Below are 23,734 nucleotides of genomic sequence, written 5' to 3'. Positions count from 1 at the left end.
GCCGAATTACCGTATTCTGGCTCACCAAAATATTGCTTTTTTTATTTTTCGAGAAAACTTTCGGGCTAAAAAACAACAAATATCATCCATTAACATTCATTAAAAATAAATTTGTGCAAAGTTGGAACGTTTATTGCTGATTCATTGTGAAGAAATAGCGCAGTAAATCAAGACTGTTAAATAACCGTGCAGATCTCATCATGGACCGCAGCAATGAATAGCATAACAGCTTTAGCACCTCGCAGTATCTTTCAGGATCAGTTTGGACGCCAGAAACGTAAGTTGCGGATCTCGGTGACTGACCGCTGTAATTTCAAATGCAGCTATTGCATGCCTGAACATCCGCAATGGATGAATAAAAAAGATTTGCTCAGTTTTGAAGCCCTGTATGCTTTTTGCGAGTTTATGGTGCGACACGGGATTGAGCAGATCCGGGTGACGGGGGGCGAACCGTTGATGCGTCAAGGTATTGTTCATTTTATTGCCCGCTTACAGACGCTGAAAGCTATTGGCCTGAAACGTATTTCCATGACCAGTAATGGCCATTATTTAGCAGATTATGCTCAACCGCTTAAACGCGCAGGACTCGATGATCTGAATATCAGTCTGGATAGTCTTGATCCAAAGCAGTTTCAGCAACTGACCCAAAAACAGTTACAGCCTGTACTTCAAGGTATTTCTGCCGCACAGCAGGCAGGTTTGACCGTCAAGATCAATAGTGTGCTCATCAAAGGCATCAATGACAATCAGATTATTCCTTTGGTGAAATGGGCACAGCATCAGGCTATAGAACTGCGTTTTATTGAGTTTATGCCCCTCGATGGCGATCAGAAATGGAATCCGTCTGATGTCATCAGTGAGCAGGATATCCTGGATCAACTGAAAACTGAATTTGATGTCCAGGTATCTCAAGGACAAGGCGCCAATACAGCCCGTGGCTATTTGGTCAATGGGCAGCCTTTGGGGATTATTTCCACCATTACCCATTCATTTTGCAGTGATTGTGACCGTCTGCGCCTCAATGCCCAAGGTGAATTTTATAACTGTTTATTTGCCAGACAAGGCCTGAACCTTAAGGCAGATATCGAACAACTGGCGCTGGATCATTTCGCCACACAGACATTTCAGCACAAGCTCCACGCTTATATCTGGCATAAAGAAGCCGGTTTCCATGCGATCCAGCAATCACCAATACAAAAGCCGATCCGAAAAATCAGCATGCACAGCATTGGAGGATAAATATGTCACTCACTCAGCAAAAATTAATTCATATCAGAATAGAAGCCTTCGGTGCGATTGAACGACAAATCCCCGCAGATTTGAGTTTGCAATGCGAGTCTGAAATTCAGGTTTCTGCAGTCCTGAACCAGTTGCTATCCATTTATCCTGATATACAGCCCATGCTGGAACGTTGCGCCTGTGCAATCGGTGAAGACATCATTTCCAGACAGAACGTTTTAAATCGGGACAGTACGCTGGTGCTGTTATCGCCGGTAGCAGGAGGCTGAAATGCAACTCAAACCATTAAAACAATTTGCCCGAATCCAGCAGACTGCTTTCAGGATGGAGGATTTTGATGATATTCAGCATTTTCCGGAATGTGGTGGAATCGGCATCTTTGTCGGAACAGTACGTAACCATCATCAGGGGAAAGCTGTGCGTGCCCTGAAATATACCGCCTATGCGCCTGTGGCTGAAAAAATGATTCGTGAAATTGAACAGCAGATCCAGATCAAATACCAGGTGTCTTATGTGCGGGTAGTGCACCGTATTGGTGAGCTGGAGGTTGGGGAAACAGCCATTATTGCTATGGCTTATGCGGCCCATCGTCGTGAGGCCTTCGCTGCCTGTGAGGAAGCTGTGGAACGGGTGAAGCATGAGGTTCCGGTCTGGAAAGAAGAGTTTTATCTGGATGGTAGCAGCCAGTATGTGGAAGGCTGTTGTATTCGAAAAGATCATGGACCTGAAACTAATCACTCTCATCATGCAGAAGAAGCACATTGTCACCATCACCATGTAGCAGAACACGCTTGCCAATCACCATCTAATTAAATGCGTCCAATGAGGATGCATAAGATGAATCACTTTAAAACAGATTTTAAAAATTAGCCTGGGATGAATCATGAAAAATGTAGGGATGAAAGCAGAAAGTTACCGTACAGCAATTGCCACTGGAATCCTGCATGCACCGCCACATTGCATTGAGCTGCTACGTAATGGCAATACTGAAAAAGGGGATGCCCTGAAAACAGCACGCATTGCCGGCATTCTAGGTGCCAAACGGACCGATGAGCTGATTCCATTGTGCCATCCATTACCGATTTATCGTGCCGATGTGGAATATGAACTGTGTGATGCACATGTCGAAATTATTGCTACTGTTGAAACCATTGGACCAACTGGTGTGGAAATGGAAGCTTTGACAGCGGTCAGTCTGGCAGGTCTGACCTTGTATGACATGCTGAAGCCGCATTGTGAACCGGAAGATTTGTCGCTGGATCAATGCAGGTTGCAGCAGAAAAAAGGCGGAAAATCACATTTTACCCGCATACTTAAAGAGAGTCTGTCCGCTTCGGTTATTGTGCTGTCCGATACGGTTGCAGCAGGCAAAAAGCCGGACACTGCCGGACAAAACGTAATGGAAATTTTAAAAGAAGCCAATTTTGATTCTATTAGTTATCAGGTTATTCCCGATAGCCCAGAACAGCTCTTGACCCTGATTGAACAGCAGAAAAATCAGTATCCGCTGATTCTAACTGTGGGCGGTACTGGCTTAGGTCCTAAAGACCTAACGGTTGAAACCCTGCAACCTTTGCTGCAACGGGAAATTCCCGGCTTGATGGAAGCTTCACGTAGTTTTGGGCAAAAACGTACCCCTTATGCGGCATTAAGTCGTGGCGTGGCGGGCTATATTGAGAACAGTCTGGTGATGACCTTGCCGGGAAGTCGGCAGGGGGCGAAAGAATCCCTGATCGCGGTGCTTCCAGCGTTGGTGCACTTATTTGATGTGCAAAAAAACATTCCACATGCGGGAGGTTATCAATGAATCAGGCACTATCACATTCAGCCTGCGGTGCTGAACCGGGACTGATTTCTGTTGATCAGGCACTGCAGATGATACTTGAGCAGACGCATATCCTGGTAACTGAAAGCCTGCCGCTTGCTCAGGCTCTGAATCGCTATCTGGCAGAAGCGATTGATTCGGCCATTCCATTGCCGCTGTTTTCACAAAGTGCTGTAGATGGCTATGCGCTTTGCAGTCCAGAAAATCTTAGGACTCACAGCACTTTTGAACTCATTGGAGAAATTCGGGCAGGGCAAAGCACTGAAATTGAACTACGACCAGCTCAGGCAGTCCGGATTTTTACCGGTGCCAGGATTCCAGCAGGAACTACAACGGTCGCCCGTCAGGAAATTGTCGAATACCATGCCAATCAAATCATTATCACAACAGACCTAAAACCTCATACGGATATACGTGATGCAGGCGAGGAAATCGCACAAGGACAACGTCTGGCAGATGTAGGACAAAAACTGCATGTAGGTGCAATTGCAGCTTTAAGTATGGCAGGTGTGAAGCAGGCTTTAGTCTATCGTTATCCTAAAATCGCTATTGTGATTACTGGAGATGAAGTCGCTTCCAGCATTGAAGACCTGAATTCCGGAAAAATCTTTGACGCCAATGCTCCACTGATTCAGGCCTGGTTTCAGTCACAGGGTCAAAACGTAGATATTCTGCATGTGCCCGATTGTGAGCCCGAACTGCAATTATTACTGAACCGACTCAAACACCAATACGATGTCATCTTGACCACAGGCGGGGTTTCGGTGGGTGATTATGATTTCATTCGCCCTGTTGCCCTGGAGCAGGGTTTTGAGCAGATTTTCTGGAAAGTGAAGCAGAAGCCCGGAAAACCGATGTTATTTGCCAAGTATCGTCGAGATGATCAAGGTTACTGTTATCTCTTGGGTCTACCGGGAAATCCGGCTGCCGTGTATGTCGGGATGCAAATCTATACGGCAACTTTACTGAATGCCTTACAAGGGCAAAAGCAGTCACCTGCATGGCTTAGTGCGGTAATGACGCATGACTTGAAAGCGGATGCACGTGAACGCTTTTTAAGAATGGCTGCCGAATTTGATCAGGGCACTTTAAAGCTCAAGAGCCTGGCAAAACAACAGTCGCATATGTTGATTAATCTGATGCAGGCCAACTGTCTGGTCCGTATTCCGGCAGGAACAGAAATCCAGGCTGGGCAAGTGGTACAGGGTTTGCTGATTTGAAATGCCTGTCGCAATTTTCAATATTCGAATCACATAGAATGAGAAAGATGGATTTATTCAAAGTTCTACTCACTGGCGTGCTGTTGACTAGCCCCATGCTGTATGCCGAAACAGTTAAAATATATGCCGCAGCCAGCCTGACCAATGCGATTACTGATATTTCCAGACTATATGAGCAACAGCATCGGGACATCCAGATCGTTCCGGTTTTTGCTGCGTCTTCGGTATTGGCGAAACAAATTGCGGCGGGAGCCAGCAGTGATCTATTTTTCTCTGCAGACCTGGACTGGATGAATGATCTGATCAAGAAACAAAAAATTCAGATCGGTCAGATTCGACCTATGCTTTTGAATGAACTCGTATTGATTAGTTCTATTCAGCAAAAAAATCATTTTAAAATGTCAGCTGACTTTAATTTTGCTAAAGCCTTTCAAGGTTATTTATGTACCGGACAAATGGAATCGGTGCCTGCTGGAAAATATGCCAAACAAAGCTTAACCGGGCTGGGCTGGTTGAATCAGCTTCGAGGCAGAATTGTCGGTACGGATAGCGTTCGTTCAACTCTCGCATTTGTAGAACGTGGCGAATGTCAGGTCGGCATTGTCTATAGAACCGATGCCTTGATGAGTAAAAAAGTCAGAATTTCGGGAGTATTTCCAGCCAGTACACATCGTCCGATTGTGTATCCGATTGCTTTAACCCGGAAAGGCCAGAAAAATCAGGCAGCAATCCAATTTTCTGAATTTATCCAGACGAGTCCAAGGGCCAGGCAGATTTTCCAGAAATATGGTTTTAAGCTCAAGGTTCCATAACTAATGATGCTTACACCAGAAGAATTGAATGCCTTGATGCTTTCAGCCAAAGTGGCGGGCTTTGCCACAGCAGTGTGCCTGCCATTTGCCATTACCGTGGCATGGTTGCTGGCACGTTATGAATTCAGGGCCAAATTTCTCGTAGAGGCAATATTGCAGATGCCTATGGTGCTACCGCCGGTAGTACTGGGCTATCTTCTGCTCCTGCTATTTGGTCATCAGGGTATGCTGGGGCAATATCTGCATGCATGGGGAATTCAGCTGATATTTAACTGGAAAGGTGCGGTACTGGCAGCAATCATTGTGGCATTTCCTTTAATGGTACAACCGATTCGTTTGTCTTTTCAAATGATCAACCGGCAGTTAGAACAGGTGGCAGGATCTTTGGGCGCCACACCATGGCGGGTATTCTGTAGCATTAGCCTGCCTCTGGCTTTGCCTGGAATTTTAATCGGCAGCATTTTATGTTTCAGCCGCAGTCTGGGAGAATTTGGTGCCACGATTACCTTTGTTGGCAATATTCCAGAAGAAACCCGTACCATTCCCATCGCCATTTATAGCCTGTTACAACAGCCTGATGGAGAAAGTATGGCTATGCGTTTGGTCATTTTATCTTTGATTCTGGCTTTTTCAGCCTTGATTGCAAATTACTGGATCATGCAGAAGTATCAACGTAAATTGGAGGGCTAAGATGCTGAAGTGTGATTTTCAGTTTAATTACGCAAATTTCCAGCTACAGGCCAGTCTGGATATGCAGACACAATTGATTGGTATTGTGGGAGCCTCAGGAAGTGGGAAAAGCACCTTTTTAAAAAATATTGCAGGGCTATTAAAACCATCACAAGGCTTTATTCATTTTCAGCAAAAAATATTATTTGATCATCAGCAGAAACTGAATATTCCTGTTCATCAAAGAAAAATTGCCCTGATTTTTCAGCAAGCCCTACTGTTTCCGCATCTGAATGTCATGCAGAATTTGAAATATGCAGAACAGCTAAATATAAAAAATAAAGGTCAGCAGAAATTTACGTTTGAAGACATTGTGGAGTTACTCGAATTAAAGCCACTACTTCGGCATCGGGCGCATCAGCTTTCTGGTGGACAGGCACAGCGCGTTTCTATCGGTCGTGCACTTTTATCTTCTCCCGACCTATTACTTTTGGATGAGCCTTTAAATGGACTGGATCAAAAGCTGAAAAACCAGATTTTACCTTTTCTGAAAATTGTGATTCATCAAACAGATTTACCCATGATTTATGTAACCCATCATGTAGATGAAGTGGCGTATTTACAGGCACAACTGCTGCATTTTGAAAAGGGAAAAATTATTTGATCCAGCCCTGCACCGATTTAAACCAGCAATGACTCCGGGCAGGTCATCCTATCGCTGTTTTGCTCATAATTTCTCAGAAGATATCTATTTTTCTCTCTATTTTTAAGAAAGAAAAGTCTAAATTTGAAAGTGAAATAAAAATTATTTTATATAAAAGAATAGTTTATTTTATGTTAAAAATAATCTGGCATGACCTATGCATATATCTAATTAAAGTCAAAGAAGACTCTACATTTGTATGACGGCCAATGACGTCCGTTCTGATCGTTACTGATATGCCTTGTGCATCACAGTGACTTAAATACGTTCAGTTCTGGTAAGGAAATGGCTATGTCTTCAAATACAAGTCTCAATAAAGCAACAAAAATAAGTCTATTTAACTTCAGTAGTTCAGCGATGCGGGCCTTCCATATGAGTTGGCTCGCTTTTTTTGTCTGTTTCTTTGCGTGGTTTGCCTGTGCACCGTTAATGCCAGTGATTGCCGGTGAATTCAGCCTGACCAAAGAGCAGATCGCCAATATCAATATTGCCGCAGTCGCCATTACAATTCTGGTGCGTCTGATCGTGGGGCCGCTGTGTGATAAATACGGTCCGCGTAAAACCTATACCGCTTTATTGATTATTGGCAGTATTCCGGTGTTTGGTGTGGCGTCGGCCAACAGTTATGAATCTTTCTTGTTTTTCCGTTTATTGATTGGCGCAATTGGTGCCAGTTTTGTCATCACCCAATATCATACCAGTATCATGTTTGCGCCGAATGTGGTGGGAACGGCAAATGCGACTACAGCAGGTTGGGGGAATGCCGGTGGCGGTGCGACCCAAGCCCTGATGCCTTTAATGCTGGCTGCTTTGGTCATGTTCGGTGTAGAACAGGCGATGGGATGGAGAATTGCGCTTCTGGTGCCGGGCATTCTGATGATAATTGTCGGTGTACTGTACTGGAAATTCACCCAAGACTGTCCACAAGGCAATTTTAAAGAACTTCGTGCGCAAGGTATTTCTGTCGGTAGCGATAAAAAAGGCGGCCTTGCCATCTTGATGCATGCCGCACGTAACTACCGTGTCTGGATTCTATTTGGGGCTTATGCTGCCTGTTTTGGTATTGAAATTTTTATCCATAATATTATTGCCTTGTACTTTGTCGACAACTTCCAGTTTGGCCTAAAAGAAGCAGGCATGGCTGCCGGGATTTTTGGTTTACTGGCATTGTTTGCCCGTGCCTTGGGAGGTATTGTTTCAGACAAAGTCGCGATTCAAAAAGGTCTGGATGGTCGAACCAAAGTTCTGTTTGCCTTGATCATGCTGGAAGGTCTGTTTCTTATTCTGTTTTCGCAAATGAATAGCGCGACCTTGGCTATTATGGCGATGACTATATTTGCCTTGTTTACTCATATGGCATGTGGTGCAACCTATGCACTGGTGCCTTTTATCGACCGTGATGCCTTGGGTGGTGTGGCCGGTATTATTGGAGCAGGTGGCAATGTCGGCGCGGTAGCTGCAGGTTTCCTGTTAAAAGGCATGCTGGATATTCAAACCACCCTGATGGTACTGGGTGGCTTGGTGGTGATTGCTGCAAGTTGTGTGTTGATGATCCGCTTCTCTGTCGAGCATAAAGAAAAAGAACAGCGTTTATATGAACAGGCCGTGACTGAACGCCATCTGGCAGAAGCACAGCAATAACACTACATTCCTGATTTAAAATGAATCAACAAAAAGGATATTGCTATCCTTTTTGTTGTTTTTGCTAACTCAATAATAAAATAATGAACCCAATATTCAGAATAGAAAAGTATTATTTAAAAAGAACAGGACGGTTGAATTCATCTAATAAAAATAAAAAGCATTTATAGTTTATATGTTTAATTTGAGATGAAAAAAATTATATGTCTTTTAATAATCATTCTAAATAAATTTAATAAGTGCATATAAAATAAAAGCCATTTTAATAATGGCTTTTATGGAGGGCGTTCAAAATTCTGTGTCAGTAAATTTGACTAGATTTTAATTATATCATCTAATCGACCTTCAAAGTAAATGGATAATTGAGTAATCGTTTGTCCCCATTCCTGAATAGGCATTGTCCATTTTTCTGATGCCTGTTGAATACCAATATACAGTAATTTCATCAGACTATCCTCATTGGGGAAAGCTCCTTTGGTTTTGGTTAGTTTGCGGAATTGACGATGTACGGCTTCAACGGCATTGGTGGTGTAAATCGGCTTCCTAATCGCTTTAGGGTATTTGAAATAGGCGGATAGTAGATGCCATTTGGTACGCCATGACTGAATGACCACACCATATTTTTCGCCCCATTTTTCTTCTAGCTCATCCAGTGCTACTTCTGCCGCCCCTTTGGTATCAGCACGGTAAATTGGCTTTAAATCAGCCATAAATGCCTTCTGATCTTTACTGGCAACATAGCGTAAAGAATTACGAATTTGATGAACGATACACAGTTGTATTTCTGTTTGAGGGTAAATCGCTGCTATGGCTTCGGGGAAACCTTTTAGTCCATCTACACAGGCAATCAGAATATCCTGAACACCACGATTTTGTAGGTCTGTCAGTACACTAAGCCAATGGTTCGCCCCTTCGCTTTCCGATAAATACAAGCCGAGTAGTTCCTTCTTACCTTCAACATTTAAAGCTAAAATGGTATAGATCGCTTTACTCACATAAACACCTTTATCCTTCACTTTGTAATGTATGGCATCTAACCAAACAAAGGGATAAATTGTATCGAGTGGGCGTTGTTTCCATGCTTGTAACTGAGGGAGGAGCTTATCTGTAATATTGGTGATAGCACCATCTGAAATCTCCAATCCATACATATCAGCAACATGCTTTTGAATATCACGATAGCTCATACCAAGTGCATAGAGTGATATGATTTTATTGTCAATTTCTTCTGATAATTTGGTCTGGTTCTTTTTAACTAACTGTGGCTCAAATTCACCATTTCGATCTCTAGGGGTTTCAAGCTCAAATGAACCTGATGTAGATTTTACTGTCTTGCGAGTATAGCCATTGCGGCGATTACCTTGTTTCGGATTCGCTTCAATGTAATTCTCGATTTCTGCTTCAAGAGCAGCTTCGGTCAGTTGTTTAATTAAAGGGGTGAGTATGCCATTTTCTCCAGTCAGTGCTTGTCCTGACTGGAGTTGTTTTAAGGCTGTTTCAAAATCAAATGTAGTTGCCATAATGCATCATTCCTGTTTTTAACAGTTTAAGGAAATGACACAGTTTTTTGAACACTACCCTTTTATGCTTATAGTGGGGGATTAATAAGTTTTATAAGGTAAAAACTTTCCGGATAAAACGACATTCACCCGATCTCCGTTTGGATTATTCTCACGTTGAATATCCATACTGAAATCAATTGCACTCATAATCCCATCTCCGAATTCTTCATGGATGAGTTCTTTAATGGTCATACCATAGACGCTGACCACCTCATACCAGCGATAAATCAGCGGATCTGTCGGCACGCTAGTTGGCAGAGAACCTTTATAGGGTACGATTTGCAACCAGGCGATGGCTTCATCAGTCAATCCAAATATTTCACCGATTTTTTCTGCCTGCTCTTTATTAAAAGCCATCTGACCTAAACATGCGGCGGTTACCCATTCTTTAGAAAGTTCTATTTCTTTGGCGACATCTGACCATTTAATTGATTTTAAAACTTTCGCTGAAATGATCATGTCAGTTACTTGTTGACGATGGGTAATCATAATCCTCTCCAAATGATTCTTAAACAAATTGTTATGCGGAGTAGATGATGCAGATATCATGCCAATTATCATTTTAAAATTTATGCTCAATAAGACAGTGAATAATTAAAAGATTAATAATTTTTTATGGCATAGATTTTGCTTGTACTTTGAGATATATGGCAATGACGCCATTCACCATTAACTGTTCAAGCATTTAAGGCAACGGCGCCTAAGGTCTTCATTGATCTTAGGCGTCTTTTTTTTGAAAAACAGGTCTGTATATTGAAAAAGAGGACGACAACATGGCATATCTTGCTCCTGCAGAGTTTGCAAAAAAAGTGGTCGATGCCGGTGAGGCAAAACTTCATATGGCAACGCGTGATGTTTTAATTCGTGCCTTTATGGCAGGGGCCATTCTGGCCTTGGCAGCGGTATTTGCCATTACCATAGCCGTGCAAACAGGATCACCATTGATTGGTGCGCTCCTGTTTCCAGTTGGTTTTTGTATGTTGTATTTATTGGGCTATGACCTATTAACTGGGGTGTTTGTACTTACGCCGCTGGCATGGCTAGATAAACGCCCAGGGGTGACATGGGGACGTATTCTAAAAAACTGGGGCTTGGTGTTTGTAGGGAACTTTACAGGCTGTTTAGTCGTTGCGGTGCTCATGGCAGCGGTTTATACCATGGGTTTTGCAGCGGATCCAAACCCTGTCGGCGTAAAAATTGCGCATATTGGCGAGGAGCGGACATTAGGTTATGCCGAATACGGATTCGCCGGCTGGATGACTATTTTTATCCGTGGCATGCTGTGTAACTGGATGGTGTCATTAGGTGTCATTGGCGCGATGATGTCTACTACGGTGAGTGGCAAATTTATTGCCATGTGGATGCCAATTATGCTGTTCTTTGCCATGGGCTTTGAGCACTCTGTCGTGAACATGTTCCTGTTCCCATTTGCCATGATGATGGGCGGTGACTTCTCGATTGCTGACTACTTCCTATGGAATGAACTGCCGGTTGCTTTAGGTAATCTGGTGGGTGGTTTGGCATTAACAGGTCTGGCACTTTATACCACCCATGTCCGTACTGGTGTTAAAAAAGAATTTTAACATTCATCATTTTATAAAGGGATCATATAGATCCCTTTTTGAGCTTTCAGCATGAAAAAAACATTAAAAGTCAGTATTGGGCAATATTCTACTGCCGGAGTTAAACAACAGAACCAGGATTTCCATGGAGTATATCTGCCCGAAGGACATGTGCTGAAACAGAAAGGTATTGCATGTGTTATAGCGGATGGAATCGGTAGCAGTAATGTCAGTCATCTTGCAGCAGAAACAGCCGTTGGTAGTTTTTTATCTGACTATTATTCTACTTCAGATGCCTGGAGTACACAGACTTCAGCAGCACGGGTGATTCGCGCGACCAATTCATGGCTTTATGCACAGACTCAACAAAGTCAAGGACGTTTTGATAAAGACCGAGGGTATGTCTGTACCTTATCTGCACTGATTTTAAAACAGCAACAAGCCCATGTTTTTCATGTTGGTGATAGTCGTATTTACCGCATTCGCGATCATGAAATTGAATTACTAACCCATGATCATCGTGTCTGGTTGTCTTCCAAAGAGCATTATCTTAGTCGAGCCTTAGGTGCGGATTATCGTATTGAAATTGATTATCGAAATATTGAACTCAAAGAAAAAGATATTTTTTTACTAATGACCGATGGGGTCTATGAATTTGTCACAGATCAACAATTATTAGATTTAACTTTAATAGATGCAGATTTAAATCAACTTGCCAAAGAATTAGTTGAAAAAGCTTTAGAACAGGGCAGTGATGATAACTTAAGTTTCCAGGTGATCCTTGTAGAACAGTTGCCTGAACTGAATCAGTTTCATATTCAGCAGGATTATGTATTTCCACAACAGCTCAGTAAAGGTGAAATTTTTGAAGGCTATGTGATTGATAAGATTTTGCACCAAAATCATCGCAGTTGCCTCTATTTGGCACACGATACTCAGCAGCAGCCTTTGGTTATAAAAACTTTGGGGGTAGATTTACAGCAAGATAAGTATGCCGTAGAGCAATTTCAACTCGAAGATTGGGTATCAAAACGTCTGAAGCATGATAACCTGATGCAGTGTTATCCACATAACACTGAGAAAAAGTATTTATTCCAATGTTATGAATATTTACAGGGTGAAACTTTGGCTCAATGGCTGCATCGCCAGGAAAAGCCTTTAAATCTCGATGAGATTTTACCAATTTTGCAACAAACAGCTTTGGCTTTAAATGCAATGCACCGGCTGGAGATGCTGCATCAGGATATACGGCCAAATAACATCATTGTTTTAAATACAGAAAGTGCCATGAAAATTAAACTGATTGATTATGGTTCAACAGCAGTAAGAGGCCTGGTCGAAATTAATCCTAAAAATGCGAATCGACCACTCGGAACCTTAGCATTTATGGCACCGGAGTATTTTATTGATCATTCGCCATCTGTACATTCAGACCAATTTTCTTTGGCGGTAATGGCCTATTATTTACTGACCAAACAATTACCTTATGGGACAGATTTAGCTCGCTGTAACAGTTTAAAGCAGCTTAAAAAAGTTCAATACTATTCCATCAGGAAATATCGGCCTGATTTACCTATATGGTTAGATAAAATTTTAGGCCAAGCGCTGAGTATTGAACCGACACATCGTTTTGAGGCCTTATCTGAACTCATTCATAATCTAATGCATCCTTCCAAAGAATTATTAAACTCTAAACCACCAGCAATCATTGAACGAGATCCTTTGCGTTTTTGGCAAATGAGTTGCGCCGTATTAGGGCTATTATTTTTACTGAGTATTGCATGGCCATTTATTTGAAAAGATAGGATCAAACCATGCTTAAAATTGAAGGTACATAGATAAGTTTTTATTCAAACAGCTTTGTTGCACAAAGATTTGAAATGCAAAGCGCCCCTAATTGAGCTAAATTTAAGGCGTAACTTGGGTAAGTGGTCGACCTAATTCCGTAAATCTGTTAAGGACTGCTACACGTGCATGGATTTCATTCACTTGGCTATCAAAACTCCTTGCACTGAGTTTATCTCCTAATAATTTGATGCAATGCATCTTAGTTTCAACCAAACTTCGCCGATGATAGCCTGACCATTTTTTCCATAATGTCCTGCCTAAACGTTTAATTGTTCGAAGTAATTCATTTCGCTCTAGCGAGCTACTCTTTGTATCTTTCCATGGTTTCGCATTTTTTCTAGGTGGAATCACCGCATGCGCTTGCCGATCTGCAATGACCTGACGGCATTGCTTGGTGTCATAAGCTCCATCGGTATAAACAGAGTCAATCCGCTCATCTTGTGGAATCTGATTAAGTAAATCACCAAGCACCTGTGAATCACTGACATTATTGGTTGTAAGCTGAACTGCTCGTATTTGTAGGGTTTTAGCATCTATACCAATATGAAGTTTACGCCATTGGCGACGATATTCAGGTCCATGTTTCTTGCGTTTCCATTCGCCCTCACCTAGAAACTTCATGCCTGTAGAGTCTATGAGTAGATGCAGCCCATCGCTACTTTTTTGGTAGCTGATTACAATATCAATATGCTTTTGTCTTCTACAAAGCGTGGTGTAATCTGGAGCTATCCAATTTAATCCGCAAAGTTTAATCAGACTTTGCTCAAAGCCAGTGACCATACGTAAAGACAGACGGAGTAAGGATTTAATCATTAAGCAGCATTGGATGGCTGCATCGGAGTAGGTTTGATTTCGCCCTTATTTTGTCTTTTGATGGCGCATACCATTGCGTAGCAGGATCAAACCAAATGGCAATATTTCCTCGCTTGATTAAAGCTTGGTTATACGAGGACCAATTGGTTGTACGATAGATTTTAGGTGTAGGCTTCTTCATTTGAAAATTATATCGCTGAAAAAGCCTTTACACATAGGTTTGTGCAACAAAGCCTGATCGCATTAAAAAATTAACAGAGCCAACCTAATGGCTAAAAGAAGTAAATGAGCCGAATAACCTGTATATTTGGCTCATTATATGAGCTGTTTAAGCCAATTATTCGGCTCACAATCTAGGTTTTATTAGGTCAATAGTCATAAATGAGCTGAATAATTGAATTAATAGCTCCTCACTAAATGAGCCGAATAGGTGTTACAATAGACTCATGCAGTAGGGGGGAATGCTTATGAAAAAATGGGTATGGCAAAAAGCAAACTGGACTAAATTTAAATGGGATGAAGCACTTGTCACAGTAAAATTACGTTTAATTCTTAAGAAGATAGGTCAATTAGTCGGAGAGAGCAAAGTATCACCAGAAGCTGAGGCATTACCATTAGATACACTGCTCACAAATCTAGTCGCATCCTCACTCATTGAAGATGAGAAGTTGAATGTTCGTTCACTTAAATCCTCATTAGCTCGGCGTTTAGGGGTAACAGAAGAAAATCCTGCACCCATTCAAGATAAAAATGAAGGTTTAGCCAATATCATGATGGATGCAGTGAGCAATCATAATGCGCCATTAACAATGGAGCGCTTATTACAATGGCATAACTGGCTTTTTCAAACTATAGAACGCTTTGATTATGCTGCGCAAAAAATCAAAGTAGGAGAAATTCGTGATAACGAGGCACCAATGCAGGTTGTTGGTGGTTCTCTTTATGGCACTACTACCAAGGTTTACTTTGAAGCACCTGAGGGTGGAGAGCATTTACAGGGACTAATAGACCTCTTGCGAAAGTCGTTATTGCAAGTTCATCCGGTTTACCAGTGCAGCGATTAAGTTAATGCGTAAACCGAATCTTTTTCGTCTATTTCGATAGCGTTCACTTAGTATTCTAAATCTTTTCAATTGATTATTAATATGTTCGATTACAACTCGTATTTTTCCAATCATTTTATTGTAATTTTTCTCAGCATCAAATAAGGGGAAATTCTTCTTTTTCTTTATTGGCATCAATAATTTAAAGCCATCTTGCTCTAACCCATAGTACCCTAAATCGGTCATAACATAGTCACAATGTTTGAATTTCTTAACTGTTTTTCTTGCCAATTTAATATCATGCTGACTGCCAGACGATATATCTACTCCTATGATTTGTTTGCTCTTCGGATGATAGATTACTTGGGCTTTTAACGTATGTTTCTTCTTTTTACCACTGTAGAACTTACTCTGATTTTTTTTTCGGGCGTTCTATTGAACATTCTGTCGCATCAATAATTACCCAGTTAAATTGTTCGTCTGCTGTGGTAATGCTTCGTTTTGGCAGGGTAAAACGCCTTGATTTCATTAATGCATCTTCAACCTTTTTAATGGTTCGATTCACATTACTTTCAGCGATATGGTAATTTGCAGCCAATTCCAATTGAGTGCTGTAATTCCGTAAGTAATTGAGTGTTAATAATAATTGATCCTCTATAGCTAAAGTATGAGGACGCCCAGATTTCTTTTTAAGTGATTCTGCTTCTTTTAAAACTTCGACCATTTCACTAAAAACTGGTCGAGGTACGCCAACCAAGCGCTTGAATTCAGAATCTGAAAAACGGTTTAATTTCTGATATTTCATGGAATCTATATTGAGGCAGTTTTTACTTTCGCAAGAGGTCTAATATTTCCTTTAATAAATGTAATTTACATTGTTATCTGCGAAATCTCATTCCATAACTCTTTTTAGGCTCATTTATTTCTTTAACTTGGATACTTGTATCTGATTGTCAGCGTGTTGTCGAACATGGTGATAGACCTTTCGACTATTTCAAACAGCCTCAACAGGTGCAAAATGCTCAATTACCTAATACGCCAAGTTATACGCAACCTAGTGAACCTGATATTCAACAAGCTGCGAAATTGGAACAAGCGCAGATAGAGGGCTTAATTTAAATGCTGCCCAAAGTCTAGTTTTAACTGTTTGGCTGTTGGTATGTAAGGGTAGTCAGCAATGAGCATACGACCTGATTTTTTAATTGATTTTTGCTGATTAGGTGTGATTCTGATAAATACTAATTCTTCGGGTTCATTCCGATGATTAATTTCACAGATCATAACTGTTTGATGTTTTTCAATAATTTTGTACTTTGGAAAGGTTTTTTTCACAAGTTCTTTAAGTGGTAATTTGCTGTTAGAGCCTTGCTTTTGTGTCTTTTCGATCTTGATGATTGCATAAAATGCTGTAGCAAGGCTAACCACTAGGACTAAGAATATAACCAGTTCCATTGTATGTACCCATAACAAATATTGAGCTCGAATTTTAGCCTTAACTAGCGAAGTCTGTTAAGTCTAAAATTGAGCATTTATAGGCGTAAATAAGATGCCAGTAAAGAATTATAGAAACAGACACCAGTATGCAACTTTGAGTTATGACAGAAAAAAGGGAGTTTTAACCAAAGATGATTATTTGTATGTTCGGGAGCTACTGGAGAGCTACTTGTTAATGCTTCAAGAATCGGGCTTTGATAGAGATGCCGAAATAGATCGGCTAAAGCAATTCTTTATTAAGTTTGATCATCACATAGAGCGCATGAGATAGCGCAGGATTGTGCATAACGTATATTATGTTATTTGTCATACTTTGCATTGTGAATCATAATTTCATAGGTGATTTACAATGCAAAGCTGTGACACCAGTGGGCGTTATGTGTTGGTCACAGTCTTGGATATGGCATTTAACATAATATACATTATACGCAATTGTATGGTATAAGACTTTGTTTTATAAAGGTTTTAATCTTGAATAACAAACTTACCATCATCAGCAAGCGCAAAACCTGCAAACGTCTGTACAGTTTGACCAGCAATATTTTTATTAAAAGTACGTTCAGTTACATTGAATGAAATGGTTTTACCAACAACTTTTTTAAACTCTGGAACAGTCCAATTCAGCTTTTGAGGAATTGATACAGAAACGACTTCTTCTGTGTCACGATTCAATTTGTTTGACCAAACATTTTTTGTAAAAACAAGACTGTGATAATTAACGTTTTTCTCTTTATCTTCATAAAGAGATATGTTTTCTAATTTTCCAGTAAGTGAAAGTTGCATAATTAACCTGCCTTAGCGAAACGTGAAATTGGCTCGACATACCAATCAGGTACTTGATTTTGGAAGTCGATTTTTACGAGTTGAATAAATGGGATGACGTTGTTTTTTGATTCAGAATCAAGGTTTTGAAGATATGCTTTAGAGAATCAGCATGAGCGCAAATCTTTGATATATGAATAGTATTGACTTTCTGAATATTTCTTTTTAAGAACATCCGCACCGTGCATTTCTAACGCACAGAAAAAGTTGAAAATATTGCGTGACTTGGTTTGAGATAAACGACCAGACTTTGTGAATGTGTCAAATTGAGAACAGATTTTTGCAAATACAGTATCATGATCTAGGGCTTTCATTGTGTGACCCTCCAAAGCTTCAAATAGTGGCTTATTAGCGAGTTGCCATATTTCAGTTAAAAAATTCGGATGTGCATGTTGGTATTTGATTAACTCAAATACATTTAAAGGAATATTGTGTTCGGTAAGCCAAACTGGTTTAAAACGTGTTTCAAGACGTAAAAGCCCAGTCATAAATTGAATTAATTTAGGGTCATCCATGATCTTGATGACGCGTGATGCAAAGGCTTCACCTTTAGCCGCTTGTTTTTTTAATTTTGCTAGCTGGCGCATGAACTCTATTGCTTTGCAATATGCTTTTCGAGCTAAACGTTTTGAATTTGGAGAACCCCAATAAACAGTAGAACCGTAAACGAGTTTGGATTTACGAAGTGAACCACTGGAAACCTTGCGGAGAAAGTCGAGAACTTTAATAACTTGGTCAGGCTTTGTTGCACAAAGATTTGAAATGCAAAGCGCCCCTAATTGAGCCAAATTTAAGGCGTAACTTGGGTAAGTGGTCGACCTAATTCCGTAAATCTGTTGAGGACTGCTACACGTGCATGGATCTCATTCACTTGGCTATCAAAACTCCTTGCACAGAGTTTATCTCCTAATAATTTGATGCAATGCATCTTAGTTTCAACCAAACTTCGCCGATGATAGCCTGACCATTTTTTCCATAGTGTCCTGCCTAAACGTTTAATTGTTCGAAGTAATTCATTTCGCTCTAGCGAGCTACTCTTTGTATCTTTCCATGGTTTCGCATTTTTTCTAGGTGGAATCACCGCATGCGCTTGCCGATCTGCAATGACCTGGCGGCATTGCTTGGTGTCATAAGCTCCATCAGTATAAACAGAGTCAATCCGCTCATCTTGTGGAATCTGATTAAGTAAATCACCAAGCACCTGTGAATCACTGACATTATTGGTTGTAAGCTGAACTGCTCGTATTTGTAGGGTTTTAGCATCTATACCAATATGAAGTTTACGCCATTGGCGACGATATTCAGGTCCATGTTTCTTGCGTTTCCATTCGCCCTCACCTAGAAACTTCATGCCTGTAGAGTCTATGAGTAGATGCAGCCCATCGCTACTTTTTTGGTAGCTGATTACAATATCAATATGCTTTTGTCTTCTACAAAGCGTGGTGTAATCTGGAGCTATCCAATTTAATCCGCAAAGTTTAATCAGACTTTGCACAAAGCCAGTGACCATACGTAAAGATAGACGGAATAAGGATTTAATCATTAAGCAGCATTGGATAGCTGCGTCGGAGTAGGTTTGATTTCGCCCTTGTTTGCCTTTTGATGGAGCATACCATTGCGTAGCAGGATCAAACCAAATGACAATATTTCCGCGACTCATGAGTGCTCGGTTATATGCGGGCCAATTGGTTGTGCGGTAGATTTTGTGTGTAGGCTTCTTCATTTGAAAATTATATCGCTGAAAAAGCCTTTACAGATAGGTTTGTGCAACAAAGCCATTGCTGGTCATAACTAAGATCTTTCACCCACTTCAGTGATTCGACCAATAGCTGTAAACGATGAATTGACTGTTGTTCCTGAACTAAGTCCCGAAGCTGTCGCACCATTTTGCCATGCTGCTCACCAATAAAACTGTCACCTGATGTACCTGCTTTTATTCGTCCGCCTACATAGGAGAGTTCAATTTCGGCACAAACAGACTCTTCCCATTTCCAATCAAATTTATCTAAAACACCGAAGCGTAAAATTGGCTGGGGACTTCCCTCAAGGACATCAATATGCTGAATAGACTCGGGCTGAGGCAGATTTTTCACATCTGAATATTGATGAGTCAGTTTCTCAAACTCTGGCAAGAGCATAGATGGAAGATCAGGCATCTGTAAAAAATGGTACAGAAGATTTGCCGTATATTCACCATATAACTGGCCCACCGTGTTCTGTTGAATATCCACATAACATGGTAGATGGCTCGCGAGAATCTGAATATGTGGATTTGATTTCAAATCGAGTCGAATATCATCATTAACTAAGTTGTGTGATTCATAGAGATCGTTTCAATTTAGCGATCTCTAAATCCATCTTGTAATTGGCGTGTTGAATCCGTTCATTGGATGGGTTGTATTGCTTCTGGACCTCATCAGAGAAAGGGGTTTCTTCACATAATTCAAAGTACCTTTCCATCGGTGTTTTACCTTTCAAAGCTGAATGTGGTCTCATCCAGTTATAGTAATACTGCCATTCGGCTAGCTTGTCTTGGATATCTTCAGAATTAATATCGACAGTAGCGTAGAACTCAGATTTATCAGTCTTTTGAGAACGCTCTACCTTGCCATTCAAATGAGGTGAACCTGGTTTATTTGGCCTAAATTTGATTCCATGCTGCATCAATTTTTTCTGTACTTTTTCAGCAAAAAATTCCCGCCCACGATCGGTCTGTATTCGCTGTATGGGAAAAGGCATTTCTTCAATTACGCAGTCTAAAAAGTCGAGCGTATTCGCTGCTGTTCGGCGTTTATATATCCTTAAAACGCGATATCGTGTGCAGTCATCGATAGATGTGTACTGATATAGCCCAGGACCCAATTTACAGGTATCCATTTGAATTCTATCGCCTGGTAATGGGCGTTCATAACGAATGAAATCTACTTTACGACGGAATTTTTTAATCGGTTTGACTTGATGGGTGGATAGTACTTTATGGATAGTCGCTAAGGACAACGAGACTCCGTGCAGCCTCATCAATTCTGTTTGCAAACGTCGAGCACCAAAATTTCTAGCTGAGCGCATTTCAAATATTAAGGCTTCTAGCTCAGCATTGATTTTAGTATTTGGCGATTTTAAGGGACGTCTACTCTGGCTACTTAATCCATCAATACCTTGCTCAGAATATCGTTTCCACCACTTGCGTAACGTTGGTCTAGAAATGCCACATCTCCGACAAACTAGGCCAGCATCATTAGTCTCTTCAAATAATTTAACTCATACGAGTCTTTGTTGAATTTCTCTGTTCATAGACACCCATTATATTGAAATGATGTCTATGAATCACACAACTGAGGCGTCCCATGCGGAATGGCAATTCCTTGCCCTAAATACGTTGCACTTTGTTGTTCGCGCCCAGTCAACCCATGAATATAATCAGGGGTAACCAACTGGTCTTCGACCAAGATATCGACTAGACATTGCAACGCTTGTGCTTTATCAGTGGCGTGTTGTTTCATTCGAACATGTTGTATATCTAGCGCGAGCATAAAGCGTCCTTGCAAAGCAGCATAGTGAGAAGCCATGCCTTTTTTACTGCAGAAAAAAGTAAGTCGAATTCTACTCAGGATTTACACAAAAATCTGTATTTTTTGATTTTATCTTGATGATCATCATTACGACGCAATTAAGAAACGACGAGATTCTCCAGAGCTCAGTGTTGCGATAGTTGGGTTTAGTTCTAATTGAACCGCTCTTTCTCTGATTTCAGGGGGTATATTTTACTTTTTTCATCGGATCACTACGCTTCGCTACGTCTTGCGAAGCAATGCTTCTCATCTCAGAAAGTTTTGTCTCCGACAAACCCGGTACGATTCAGTCCATCATTAACTACATTCCAACTCTCTAGTTTTCCAACTAGCCTAGGTTATAATAATGACCACCCAAAATACGATTGATCTATTATGAATACCTCCTATGACCCTTTACACGGCAAAAAACTTGCTGACATTTTGGATGAATTATTGGATTACTACGGTGGCTATGAAGGCTTAAGTCGCAAAATTGAAATTAGATGTTTTTGTATAGACTCAAGTGTTAAATCATCATTGCGATTCTTGCGTACCACACCATGGGCACGAGAAAAAGTAGAAAGCTTATATTTATACGTCTTACGCCAAAAGGCAAAACAGAAACCGTAGCCTCAGGCAACACTCTATAGATAAAAGTGAATCTGTGACTTGGGTTTGTATGCAAATTAACCATCTATATTTCTTCGTTCAACATTTGCTGTGTTATCGCGTAAACTAGCGCTGCAAGTTGGATCGTTATTAGTTAAGAAAATTCACAGGAATGATCTTAATTTCATCTCAAGTAATTGTTTTTACTGTTTTAAAATTTATCTGTCGTTAAATTTAAGTTTAGTCATCAAGGTAACATTGTATGCTCAAGTGGTTCGAGAAACTTATAGATCCTTATCCAAATAAAGGTTTGACCGAACCCTTGCCAACCACTTTTTTTGCCTTTGTTTGGCAAGCAGCATCAGGTGTGCGGCCATATTTATTGTTATTGGTTTTATGTACTGCAGGCGCTGCCAGCTTTGAAGCTTTGTTATATGCAAAAATTGGCGATTTAGTCACATGGCTTAGTCAAAGTGAGCCAGATACTTTCCTTGCACAACATCAACAGAACCTCACTTTGCTGTTTTGTATTTTATTGGCCAATATCTTTTTTGCCAGTGCGCAGTCGATTGTGAAGCATCAAATGTTATACAGTGGTTTCCCAATGCGTTTGCGTTGGCGTTTCCATAATTTAATGCTGCAACAAAGTCTGGATTTTTTCCATAATGATTTTGCAGGACGACTGTCTGCCAAAGTCATGCAAACTGCTTTAGCCGTACGTGAGTTTTGGGTCATTTTGGGCGATATGCTTGCCTATGTATTCATTTACTTTATTACAATTAGTCTGGTATTGGGCGCAATTTCTCCAATGCTTATTTTGCCGTTATTGCTATGGTTGGCTTTATTTATTCTTGCCGCAGCTTATTTTATTCCACGTTTGAGCAAAGTATCCAATCAACAAGCCGATGCACGTGCAGTGATGACAGGACGCGTGACCGATGCTTATACCAATATTCAAACCGTAAAATTATTTGCGCATGCAGGTCGTGAAAGCCAATACGCCAAAGCGTCGATGCAAGAATTTATGGTGACGGTTTATAAACAAATGCGTTTGGGCGCTCAATATGAAATCAGCATCAATTTACTGAGCGTGGTGTTGTATGTGGGCGTTTTAGGCACTGCAATTTGGCTCTGGCTCAATGGTCGCGCAGAATTGGGGATTATTGCTGCCACTACAGCCATGATTCTTAAACTGAACAGTATTGCCGAGTTTATGATGTGGCAGACCTCTGCCCTGTTTGAAAATGTCGGCACCATTCAAGATGGTATGAAAACACTTGGACGTCCAATTGCGATTAAAGACAAAGCCGATGCGAAGCCATTACAAGTTGCTCAAGGCGAAATTCAGTTTAAAGATGTAAGTTTTGCTTATAACAGTAAAAACGTGATTGACCAGTTTAATCTGCATATTGGTGCAGGCGAAAAAATTGGTATTGTGGGACGTTCAGGTGCAGGTAAATCGACCTTAATTCAATTGCTTTTACACTTTTATGAGCTAAAACATGGCTCAATAATGATTGATGGGCAAAATATTGAAGATGTGACCCAAGACAGTTTGCGTAAAAACATTGCACTTGTGACTCAAGATACTTCGCTATTACATCGAACTGTGGCTGAAAATATTAAATATGGGCGACCTGACGCCACAGATGCAGAAATGTTTGAAGCAGTACGCAAAGCCAAAGCCGAAGAATTTATTCCGGAATTGACCGATTTACGTGGCAAAAAAGGCTATGAAGCCTACGTGGGCGAACGTGGTGTTAAACTTTCAGGTGGACAACGTCAACGTATTGCCATTGCCCGTGTTTTCTTAAAAGATGCACCTATTTTAATTTTAGATGAAGCCACCAGCGCGCTTGACTCTGAAGTTGAAGCGGCAATTCAATCGAGCCTCGATGAACTGATGCAAGGTAAAACTGTAATCGCGATTGCACATCGATTATCCACCATTGCACAAATGGATCGTTTAATTGTGCTCGATCAAGGACGAATTGCAGAACAAGGTACGCATGATGAACTAGTTGCTATGAACGGAATTTATGCACAACTTTGGCAGCGTCAAACAGGTGGTTTTTTAGTTGAACAAGATAAAATTGTAAAACCATCAACAGACAAACATTAAGATATCCAGCAATCTTGCTGTTACTCAGGCTTTGATGAAATGCAGATTTATCGCATGTAGTCAAAGCCTGTTTTGTCTAACAATTTTCATAGAATTTCTTTAATTTTCATGCCAAGATGCAATATGTCATCTACATTGTTATGCAGTTGTTTGGCAAGCTAAGTTAAAAATAGATGACAGTCGCTAAGGTAAAATAAAA

At 40.7% G+C, this 23,734-nt stretch carries 20 protein-coding genes and 5 pseudogenes; 14 read left to right on the top strand and 11 right to left on the bottom strand.

Features of this window, described 5'->3' with window-relative positions; genetic code table 11:
- Positions 1-213: 213 nt before the first annotated feature.
- The 9 genes from moaA to AC0T5Z_RS06865 all read left to right on the top strand — a co-directional run bounded on the left by moaA (position 214) and on the right by AC0T5Z_RS06865 (position 8,109).
- Entirely contained in the window at positions 214-1,239 is a 1,026-nt protein-coding gene (gene moaA, locus AC0T5Z_RS06905; protein ID WP_435337641.1) for a GTP 3',8-cyclase MoaA, read from the top strand.
- 2 nt (positions 1,240-1,241) lie between these two features.
- Positions 1,242-1,508 (top strand): MoaD/ThiS family protein, encoded by a 267-nt coding sequence (locus AC0T5Z_RS06900; protein WP_180086995.1) that lies wholly within the window; start codon positions 1,242-1,244, stop codon positions 1,506-1,508.
- Position 1,509: 1 nt separating this feature from the next.
- The gene (locus AC0T5Z_RS06895; protein ID WP_435337638.1) at positions 1,510-2,052 is read left to right on the top strand and encodes a molybdenum cofactor biosynthesis protein MoaE; all 543 of its coding nucleotides are present in this window, start codon (positions 1,510-1,512) and stop codon (positions 2,050-2,052) included.
- Between the two features lie 70 nt (positions 2,053-2,122).
- Positions 2,123-3,046: a bifunctional molybdenum cofactor biosynthesis protein MoaC/MoaB gene (gene moaCB, locus AC0T5Z_RS06890; protein WP_216986047.1), complete on the top strand. Its 924-nt coding sequence runs from the start codon at positions 2,123-2,125 to the stop codon at positions 3,044-3,046.
- On the top strand, positions 3,043-4,284 hold the full coding sequence (locus AC0T5Z_RS06885; RefSeq protein WP_435337639.1) for a molybdopterin molybdotransferase MoeA: 1,242 nt from the start codon (positions 3,043-3,045) through the stop codon (positions 4,282-4,284). The genes moaCB and AC0T5Z_RS06885 overlap by 4 nt, the downstream gene beginning before the upstream one ends.
- Before the next feature lie 47 nt (positions 4,285-4,331).
- Positions 4,332-5,096: a molybdate ABC transporter substrate-binding protein gene (modA, locus tag AC0T5Z_RS06880; protein WP_291333632.1), complete on the top strand. Its 765-nt coding sequence runs from the start codon at positions 4,332-4,334 to the stop codon at positions 5,094-5,096.
- 6 nt (positions 5,097-5,102) lie between these two features.
- The gene (gene modB, locus AC0T5Z_RS06875) at positions 5,103-5,786 is read left to right on the top strand and encodes a molybdate ABC transporter permease subunit (RefSeq protein ID WP_435337642.1); all 684 of its coding nucleotides are present in this window, start codon (positions 5,103-5,105) and stop codon (positions 5,784-5,786) included.
- A gap of 1 nt (position 5,787) precedes the next feature.
- Positions 5,788-6,429: an ATP-binding cassette domain-containing protein gene (locus tag AC0T5Z_RS06870; protein WP_005096928.1), complete on the top strand. Its 642-nt coding sequence runs from the start codon at positions 5,788-5,790 to the stop codon at positions 6,427-6,429.
- A gap of 330 nt (positions 6,430-6,759) precedes the next feature.
- Entirely contained in the window at positions 6,760-8,109 is a 1,350-nt protein-coding gene (locus tag AC0T5Z_RS06865; RefSeq protein ID WP_148335040.1) for an MFS transporter, read from the top strand.
- Positions 8,110-8,423: 314 nt separating this feature from the next.
- Here the strand turns inward: AC0T5Z_RS06865 and AC0T5Z_RS06860 are convergent, their stop codons facing one another.
- A complete protein-coding gene (locus AC0T5Z_RS06860) occupies positions 8,424-9,629 on the bottom strand; it encodes an IS256 family transposase (protein WP_160127165.1) in 1,206 nt (401 codons plus the stop codon).
- A gap of 81 nt (positions 9,630-9,710) precedes the next feature.
- Complete coding sequence (gene cynS / locus AC0T5Z_RS06855) at positions 9,711-10,160, bottom strand: cyanase (RefSeq protein ID WP_076878497.1); 450 nt, start codon at positions 10,158-10,160, stop codon at positions 9,711-9,713.
- 284 nt (positions 10,161-10,444) lie between these two features.
- On the opposite strand from cynS, the gene AC0T5Z_RS06850 reads away from it, so the two are divergent.
- Positions 10,445-11,254 carry a formate/nitrite transporter family protein gene (locus AC0T5Z_RS06850; protein WP_435337826.1) on the top strand — a complete coding sequence of 270 codons (810 nt, stop codon included), beginning with the start codon at positions 10,445-10,447 and terminating at the stop codon, positions 11,252-11,254.
- Between the two features lie 51 nt (positions 11,255-11,305).
- Positions 11,306-13,030 carry a bifunctional protein-serine/threonine kinase/phosphatase gene (locus AC0T5Z_RS06845; protein ID WP_435337825.1) on the top strand — a complete coding sequence of 575 codons (1,725 nt, stop codon included), beginning with the start codon at positions 11,306-11,308 and terminating at the stop codon, positions 13,028-13,030.
- Between the two features lie 111 nt (positions 13,031-13,141).
- Here the strand turns inward: AC0T5Z_RS06845 and AC0T5Z_RS06840 are convergent.
- A pseudogene (locus AC0T5Z_RS06840) lies at positions 13,142-14,075 on the bottom strand (IS5 family transposase).
- 286 nt (positions 14,076-14,361) lie between these two features.
- Between AC0T5Z_RS06840 and AC0T5Z_RS06835 the strand changes: the two are divergent.
- Positions 14,362-14,958, top strand: a complete 597-nt coding sequence (locus tag AC0T5Z_RS06835) for a DUF4172 domain-containing protein (RefSeq protein ID WP_435337749.1) — start codon at positions 14,362-14,364, stop codon at positions 14,956-14,958.
- On the opposite strand, the gene AC0T5Z_RS06830 is transcribed toward AC0T5Z_RS06835, so the two are convergent.
- The 8 genes and pseudogenes from AC0T5Z_RS06830 to AC0T5Z_RS06795 form a co-directional block, all read right to left on the bottom strand.
- Positions 14,920-15,742 (bottom strand): IS5 family transposase gene (locus AC0T5Z_RS06830; RefSeq protein ID WP_156189619.1). Its coding sequence is split into 2 segments (ribosomal slippage): positions 14,920-15,360 and positions 15,362-15,742, totalling 822 coding nucleotides; the frame shifts between segments, so codons are not numbered across the junction. The two genes, AC0T5Z_RS06835 and AC0T5Z_RS06830, sit on opposite strands and share 39 nt — an antisense overlap.
- Positions 15,743-16,047: 305 nt before the next feature.
- The gene (locus tag AC0T5Z_RS06825; RefSeq protein WP_291334889.1) at positions 16,048-16,389 is read right to left on the bottom strand and encodes a hypothetical protein; all 342 of its coding nucleotides are present in this window, start codon (positions 16,387-16,389) and stop codon (positions 16,048-16,050) included.
- 507 nt (positions 16,390-16,896) lie between these two features.
- Entirely contained in the window at positions 16,897-17,214 is a 318-nt protein-coding gene (locus AC0T5Z_RS06820; protein ID WP_435337513.1) for a hypothetical protein, read from the bottom strand.
- A gap of 2 nt (positions 17,215-17,216) precedes the next feature.
- Positions 17,217-17,990: pseudogene (locus AC0T5Z_RS06815) on the bottom strand (phage/plasmid replication protein, II/X family); the annotation flags it as partial.
- A gap of 53 nt (positions 17,991-18,043) precedes the next feature.
- The gene (locus AC0T5Z_RS06810) at positions 18,044-18,976 is read right to left on the bottom strand and encodes an IS5 family transposase (protein WP_473786272.1); all 933 of its coding nucleotides are present in this window, start codon (positions 18,974-18,976) and stop codon (positions 18,044-18,046) included.
- A gap of 55 nt (positions 18,977-19,031) precedes the next feature.
- Positions 19,032-19,562, bottom strand: a pseudogene (locus AC0T5Z_RS06805) (heavy metal resistance protein CzcA); the annotation flags it as partial.
- 10 nt (positions 19,563-19,572) lie between these two features.
- A pseudogene (locus AC0T5Z_RS06800) lies at positions 19,573-20,544 on the bottom strand (IS481 family transposase).
- Positions 20,545-20,585: 41 nt separating this feature from the next.
- A pseudogene (locus tag AC0T5Z_RS06795) lies at positions 20,586-20,783 on the bottom strand (PTS sugar transporter subunit IIA); the annotation flags it as partial.
- 414 nt (positions 20,784-21,197) lie between these two features.
- On the opposite strand from AC0T5Z_RS06795, the gene AC0T5Z_RS06790 reads away from it, so the two are divergent.
- Together AC0T5Z_RS06790 and AC0T5Z_RS06785 are read left to right on the top strand one after the other, a co-directional pair.
- Positions 21,198-21,434 (top strand): VF530 family protein, encoded by a 237-nt coding sequence (locus tag AC0T5Z_RS06790; protein ID WP_435337208.1) that lies wholly within the window; start codon positions 21,198-21,200, stop codon positions 21,432-21,434.
- Between the two features lie 241 nt (positions 21,435-21,675).
- Positions 21,676-23,535: an ABC transporter ATP-binding protein gene (locus tag AC0T5Z_RS06785; RefSeq protein WP_291334821.1), complete on the top strand. Its 1,860-nt coding sequence runs from the start codon at positions 21,676-21,678 to the stop codon at positions 23,533-23,535.
- Positions 23,536-23,734 lie beyond the last annotated feature (199 nt).

This window comes from Acinetobacter pengchengensis (assembly GCF_982235305.1).
The sequence above is the reverse complement of the archived record's forward strand: the minus strand, read 5'-3'. Positions and strand labels throughout refer to the sequence as shown.